Source organism: Thiomicrospira microaerophila (genome assembly GCF_000934765.1).
Lineage (GTDB): Bacteria > Pseudomonadota > Gammaproteobacteria > Thiomicrospirales > Thiomicrospiraceae > Thiomicrospira > Thiomicrospira microaerophila.
The window spans coordinates 21,224-27,868 of the sequence record NZ_JYNN01000033.1 but is presented as its reverse complement, the minus strand read 5'-3'; the positions used below and the strand labels follow the sequence as shown (position 1 = coordinate 27,868).

Below are 6,645 nucleotides of genomic sequence, written 5' to 3'. Positions count from 1 at the left end.
AACGTTTTCGACAGGATACCTATCGCTACAACGAACTGGGTTTTAAAATGACCATGCACTTTCCAATCTGCAAACTGCTGGATTTTATCCCAAGGCGCGAAGAACTATTGGTGAGTGACAATGTGTTCGGCCTCATTGTGTTGGCGCAATTGGACGCCAAACAAATCAAAGACCCGCACCAGCGGATGAATGCCAAACTCAACCTAATCCGTGAGTTATTCAGGCGCGGATTAAACAAAGAGGACGTGATCCACCTGTTCAATCTAATTGACTGGTTCATCAATTTACCGCATAATTTAGAACAAGCATTTATCGACAAAATCGAAGAGATTGAGGAGGAACAAAAAGTGGAATACGTCAATACCATTGAAAGACTCGCGATGGAAAAGGGTAAGTTAGAGGGTAAGTTAGAGGGTAAGTTGGAGGGTGAGCAAATCGGCATACTTAAAACCCGTTTAGAAGATGCTAGGATTATGGTTAAAGAGTTTAACCTGTCAATTCAACTTGTCGCCGAACGACTCAGTTTGCCATTGAATCAACTTAAGGATTACATAAACCAACACTCGATGAAAACCAAGTCCTAATCAGATGTAGTGATTTTTATCGAACTCAAATCTTAGGCGCTCCCACATGCAACGTGGGAGCGCCAGACTGCCGCAACATTCAAAACTGCACCGCCAGCTGCCCAAAAGGACTCGACCCCAGCGCGGCGATTTCTGATTTAAAACATCGAATAATCAATAATGACTAGCGCGGGAATAAGCCTTTATAATTGCGCCCTTGGCGTGGCACAGCCATCATATCAGCAACCGTTTCGCGCCACTGCAGATAATGTGGTGTGTTTTTATGCGCCATGGCATCCTCTTTAGTTTGATAGGCTTCATACAGCCGAAATTCTGACGGATTTTGCGCATCCTGCAACACATCAAATCGACGATTACCATTTTCCTGTACCGATGCCAGGTGATTCAGCTCGCAGGCTTTAATAAACGCATCAATATAGGCCTCTTTAACGACCACCTCTACCCAGGTAACATACATTATCTATTCTGCCCTATCTAATAAAAATGTTTCAAATACCTGATACAACTTCGTCATATCAATCGGCTTGGCTAACACCTCGTCCATTTGATGTGAAAGGTACTTTTCTCGATCACCACGCAATACATTCGCGGTTAAGGCGACAATCGGCACGCGGTGGCATCCTGTTTCAACTTCAAACTCACGCATGCGCTGTGTCGCTTCAACACCATCCATAATCGGCATATTAATATCCATCAACACAAGATCATAACACGCCTGTTGATTCTGAAACTGCTCAACCGCCTGTTGACCGTTTTCAGCTAAATCCGGTTTGATCTGCATTTTAGCTAAAATCGCTTTCATCAGCATTTGGTTAACTTTGTTATCCTCTACCAGCAAAATCCGCTTGTCAGGATAGGTCGTTACAACTAACGCCGCACTGGGCTTTGGCTTTATCAGGGTCAACGGGTCCGCAGCCATCTCAGCTTGCCAATTAAAATAAAAACAACTGCCTTTGCCTAGCTCACTTTTAACCTGTAGTGATGAGCCCATCAATGCCAGTAAACCCTTGCAAATCGCCAAGCCCAAGCCTGTACCCCCAAAATCACGCGTAGTCGAGTTTTCTGCCTGCACAAATGGTTGACCTAAAACCATCAACTTCTCTGTCGCAATGCCAATTCCCGTGTCTTTAACGCTTAATGTTAAGTCTACCTTGCTTGGATAGTCGCTAGGTTTAGCCTGTAAAGTGACGCTCACATGCCCACCTACTGAGAACTTAACCGCATTACTCACCAAATTACTAATAATTTGCTTAAGCCTTAACGCGTCGCCCTTGATACGTGCAGGCATATGGCCTTGCTGAATAAACTCCACACAAGTACCTTGTTGTGAGGCCTTAGCACGGAACAGCTCAATAATCGGCGTAACACAATCAAGTAAATGAAACGGCTCTGACGCTAAAGTGAGTTTACCTGCATCCATTTTAGAAAAATCTAAAATGTCATTAATAATACCGACAAGGGTCTCGGAACTATGTTGAATAATCGACAGGTATTTTTTCTGTTGTTTATCTAACGAGGTATCTTCGAGTTGGTGTAAAAAACCCAAAATACCATTGAGCGGCGTTCGAATTTCATGGCTCATATTGGCCAAAAAACTATCGCGTGCTTGCTGGGCTTTTTTAAGATCATACAAAGCAGCTTGCAAATCATGCTCTTGTTCAATTAACTGTTGATTCGTTCGACAAGAACGGATTGAAGTAGCCAGTTTATCGCAAACAGGCCCGAGCGAGCCTAACGTCAACGCATCAATTGGCTGTGAACTGATCAGGCTGAGCCAACCGACGGCTCCGACTTTAAAGGCATAGTGTAGTTGGCCATCGTGCTGCAACCAAGACTCAACAAAACCTGATACCGCCGTTTTGCTTTTCTCATCGGCAAGCAGCGTTTCTAGCTGTTCAATATAAGCAGGCTTCATGCCGCGTCGTGGCAACGAAACCCGCACTTGCTGGCTAGACTGGTCATAAAAAGCAATCAACAACCCATTAAACTTACGTAAAAAAACCTTTAAGCAATCACTTAACAACTGTTTTTCATCGAGTGTATTACCCATCGCCATCGCAATTTCATACAGAACTTTGACCCGTGTTTCAACATTGGACGGCGTCATGCTTGAATGCTCCCGCTCAGCATAAAACACTATAGTACCGCAATGGCTGTTGTTTTGTTATAAAACTCTAAATACCCCTCACCTGAGTTTGCAATTTCGCCTAGCACCAACGCACCGACAATAGGTAAGGTTTTATCCGCATGATACTGAATGGCCTCAAGCTCTTGACTAAACGCCTCTTTCAAGAAAAGCCCACGCGATATGCAGTCAATGGTTAAATTAATCACAGGGGGTTGGGTTGAATCGGTTGAATAAGCCTTTTGAGTTGTCTGACCTGCTGATGCGATTAACTCATCGGCATTCGCCGTTAAAATATCCACAAAATCACCCTGTGCAATTTCGCCAACACAAATCAATCCCAATCCCCCTTCAGAGGTCACTGCAATGGGATCGCGTACCACCTTATCACCGTTTAATTTGTTAATGCCAAACGGAAAGGCTTGCGCGATACTAAAGAAGTTCTCTGGCGTAATCGGTTCGGCGACATGCGGGTTCACAATTTCACTGTAAACCTCGAACGCATTGCGATTATCGATTTGATAAATAATATTCTTATCTACCTGCGTCACCTGATGATCAGCATGAATTGTTTTCCAGCCATGCCCCACACCTAACCGACTTGGCTGATCCAACAACCCAATAACCGCCGCATCCATTATGACACCTTGATTTGTCAACAGACAGGGTTTTTGAACAAAGCTCAATGAACCGGCACCTCCGCCAATAAAATTCAACGTTGAACCAAACACATCAAATAAACCATCGACAAGCGCTGAAATTCGCTTAGCCAGACCGTCCACAAATACGATCCCCGTTTGCGCCTGGATATCCAGCTCAAATACCGCCTCAATCTGGTCCGCATAATTCACCGACGCATCACTCAACCCCTGAATCACCTGCACATTTATTGCATAAGGCAAGCCGACAATCAAGCACCCCTGATGATAACTGTGTGTCTGATAAACCAGTTCAGGAAAGATGCCGCCAATAACCGTACTAGATTGGCTTTGTAAAAGCGCATCAAGCGCGCTATGATCATAGTCATTCGCATCGGCCACAAAAACCAACAGGCTTTTGATAGCAGGATTTTGCGCTAATTGACTAAATCCCTGCGACAAAGAGAGCAAATCCGTTTTATCTGAAAAATAAGTGGTCGCGCTTGACATTGTTAAACCCCACAAAAGAAACATTAAAAATTTTTATACATTTTAATTCCATTATTCATTCGGCGCAAGCTTATTAAAAAGAACAACTCAATATGATTAACAATAAAATCAAATTAATAAAAAAACTCAAACTCGCTGCACGTAGAGGCAACCTAGAAACCGATCTACTGCTCAATCGCTTTATTGACCAGTATTTAGCACATGAAACTCACCCCGCCCTCTGGTCTGATTTTGAACAATTATTAGAACTGGATGAACAAAGTTTGCTTACGTATCTACTAGACCCAGCACAAGCTGACTCAAAACACCAGGGGCTCCTAAAATTGATTCGCAAAAATTATTTGATTTCAACAGACTAACCTGTGCTATAATCCGCAACAATTTTAATCAAGGACATCCTCAGACAGGACTTATGGCAAAACAAGACGTAATTGAATTTGAAGGTACGGTTTTAGAAACCCTACCCAACACCATGTTTAAAGTAGAACTTGAAAATGGGCACTGCATACTCGCACACATTTCAGGCCGCATGCGAAAGAATTATATCCGCATTCTAGCGGGTGATAAGGTAAAAGTAGAACTTACACCTTACGACCTAACCAAAGGTCGGATCACTTATCGCGGCAAGTAATTCCGCACAACAAACAATAAAAAAACCGGCTTAATGCCGGTTTTTTTATTACTAGAATTTTTATTGCTGAAAATCATCACATACTACACAACAAACATGATCCATTAAATTTTAGGCAATAAAAAACCCCGAATTAGCAAAACTAATTCGGGGTTAGCGTGTGGCGTCCCGTAGGGGAGTCGAACCCCTGTCGCCGCCGTGAAAGGGCAGTGTCCTAGGCCTCTAGACGAACGGGACGTATTTTGCACCCTATTGAAGCAATTGGCCTAGCGCTTCAATAATAAGAATTTGGAGCGGGAAACGAGACTCGAACTCGCGACCCCAACCTTGGCAAGGTTGTGCTCTACCAACTGAGCTATTCCCGCATGGCGTCCCGTAGGGGAGTCGAACCCCTGTCGCCGCCGTGAAAGGGCAGTGTCCTAGGCCTCTAGACGAACGGGACGAATTGTCAAACATTTTAAAGCATTTACTTCACAACTTGAGGATTTGGTGGAGCTAGGCGGGATCGAACCGCCGACCTCTACAATGCCATTGTAGCGCTCTCCCAGCTGAGCTATAGCCCCTCAAGCTGATGGATGCGTATTATAGTGACTTGAGCGCCAGCGTCAAGCAGTTTTTAATAAAAATTTTAAACTTTTTTAACAACGGATAATAAAGAGTCTAAACGCCCATCAGCAAATAGTTGATAACCTGATAGATTTCTCCTCATCACCGCATATTGGTTCTCAAACCATAGGGGCATTATTGGCAAGCTGGCTTGCAAATGCGCTTGAAGCGTTCGATATAACCTCGCTTGCTCAGCTAAATCTTGCGTCTGCCCGGCTTGTTTAATTAAATCATCGGCCTTGCTATCACGATAACGCCCCCTATTCGCCCCTTTTGGCGGAATCGCATCACTGGCAAACACATATTGAAATATATCTGGGCTTTTAATACCCACCCAGGCCAAGCTAAACAGCTGAAAACGCCCTTGCACTATGTCATTGTAAAAGGTGCCCCAATCATAGCTCTGCACCTGTAAATCAATACCCAACGGCTTTAACTGCGCTTGATACAGGGTTGCGAGCCGAATGCGAGTTGGATCGCTTGAGGTTTTAAAGCTTAGGCGAATAGGCTGGTGTTTTTGTCCGCTTGGTCGCGCAAGCTGACTTATCAGCTCGCTCGCCTTATCAGGATTATAATCCCAACCGGATAAATCAGGATGCCCCGCCCAGTGCTCAGGCGGCAGTAACCCCCCGGCTAAACGTGCTTGACCTTGAAACATCGCATCTATCACCTGCTGGCGATTTAAACCCTGCGCGATGGCTTGGCGTAATTCAGGCTGCGCCAACCAAGGGTCATCCAAGTTAAAGCCAATATAGGCATAACTGGTCCCCTTTTGCCATGTCACCTTGAGCGCCGTTTGGGTGCTGCAATAATTAACCAGCTCCGGCGACAAATCATTTTGCACGCAATCTAATTCGCCCTTCTGCAATTTAAGCACCCGCACCATCGGGTCTTTGACCACGATAAAATGCAGCTCCACCTGATCCTTGCGCCGCAGGATCAGTCTTTGCTCATTCAAGCTTACAAACTGCGCCGCACCAGAACCTATCGGCTCAGCCGCAAAATTGTGATCTTTCTCCACCCGATCTGCCGGCAAAATTCCGAGCGTTAAACGCCCAACAAACAAGGCATCATCTTTATCGAGTATAAAATCAACTTGGGTTGAATTAATCGCCGTGATGGTTTTGATATGACTCAGCGTGCCGCGATGGGGGGAGCCAAAATCCTTATCCAACACCGACCGATAGGTGGCGACCACATCTTCTGCTACCAAGGGCTTAGCGTGATGGAATTGCGCCTGTTTTTTGAGCGTAAACCGATAGTGCTTAGCGGACAGCATTTGCCAATCCGCTAAATCAGGGATGGGTTCGGACGCTTCGTTAAAGTCAATCAACTGGTGATAAAGCAAACGATTAACGCGACTGGATAAGGCATCGGTAGCCCGTCGAGGATCTAACATCCGTGGTCTGGAGGTAACCCCCACTAGAATATGTTGGGGATTAACGGGAGAGTGGCAACCACTCAACAAAGCGGGCGCAATCGCGGCAGCGGCGCCCGTTTTGAATAATCCGCGCCGAGTAAACCGAGGTTCAGTGACCCGCTGAGACATAA

6 protein-coding genes, 4 tRNA genes and 1 pseudogene are annotated in these 6,645 nt (G+C 45.2%); 3 read left to right on the top strand and 8 right to left on the bottom strand.

The window, feature by feature from the left end; genetic code table 11:
- A pseudogene (locus tag NA59_RS10455) lies at positions 1 to 584 on the top strand (hypothetical protein); the annotation flags it as partial.
- A gap of 163 nt (positions 585 to 747) precedes the next feature.
- Here NA59_RS10455 and NA59_RS10450 read toward each other — a convergent pair.
- The 3 genes from NA59_RS10450 to NA59_RS10440 are packed head-to-tail and all read right to left on the bottom strand — an operon-like array spanning position 748 to position 3,857.
- Positions 748 to 1,041, bottom strand: coding sequence for an antibiotic biosynthesis monooxygenase (locus tag NA59_RS10450; RefSeq protein ID WP_044412073.1), 294 nt, complete (start codon positions 1,039 to 1,041; stop codon positions 748 to 750).
- A 3-nt stretch (positions 1,042 to 1,044) separates the two neighbouring features.
- Entirely contained in the window at positions 1,045 to 2,691 is a 1,647-nt protein-coding gene (locus tag NA59_RS10445) for an ATP-binding protein (RefSeq protein ID WP_052501617.1), read from the bottom strand.
- Between the two features lie 29 nt (positions 2,692 to 2,720).
- Entirely contained in the window at positions 2,721 to 3,857 is a 1,137-nt protein-coding gene (locus NA59_RS10440) for an FIST signal transduction protein (RefSeq protein WP_198401093.1), read from the bottom strand.
- 92 nt (positions 3,858 to 3,949) lie between these two features.
- Here NA59_RS10440 and NA59_RS10435 point away from each other — a divergent pair, with 92 nt between their 5' ends.
- The gene (locus tag NA59_RS10435) at positions 3,950 to 4,216 is read left to right on the top strand and encodes a succinate dehydrogenase assembly factor 2 (protein WP_044412071.1); all 267 of its coding nucleotides are present in this window, start codon (positions 3,950 to 3,952) and stop codon (positions 4,214 to 4,216) included.
- A 53-nt stretch (positions 4,217 to 4,269) separates the two neighbouring features.
- Positions 4,270 to 4,488: a translation initiation factor IF-1 gene (infA, locus tag NA59_RS10430; protein WP_044412068.1), complete on the top strand. Its 219-nt coding sequence runs from the start codon at positions 4,270 to 4,272 to the stop codon at positions 4,486 to 4,488.
- Positions 4,489 to 4,649: 161 nt separating this feature from the next.
- Here infA and NA59_RS10425 read toward each other — a convergent pair.
- The 5 genes from NA59_RS10425 to NA59_RS10405 form a co-directional block, all read right to left on the bottom strand.
- A tRNA-Glu gene (locus NA59_RS10425) sits at positions 4,650 to 4,725 on the bottom strand.
- A gap of 52 nt (positions 4,726 to 4,777) precedes the next feature.
- Positions 4,778 to 4,853, bottom strand: a tRNA-Gly gene (locus NA59_RS10420).
- 1 nt (position 4,854) lies between these two features.
- Positions 4,855 to 4,930, bottom strand: a tRNA-Glu gene (locus tag NA59_RS10415).
- 45 nt (positions 4,931 to 4,975) lie between these two features.
- Positions 4,976 to 5,051: transfer RNA gene (locus tag NA59_RS10410), tRNA-Ala, on the bottom strand.
- Between the two features lie 65 nt (positions 5,052 to 5,116).
- Complete coding sequence (locus tag NA59_RS10405; RefSeq protein WP_052501615.1) at positions 5,117 to 6,643, bottom strand: ABC transporter substrate-binding protein; 1,527 nt, start codon at positions 6,641 to 6,643, stop codon at positions 5,117 to 5,119.
- Positions 6,644 to 6,645: the final 2 nt, after the last annotated feature.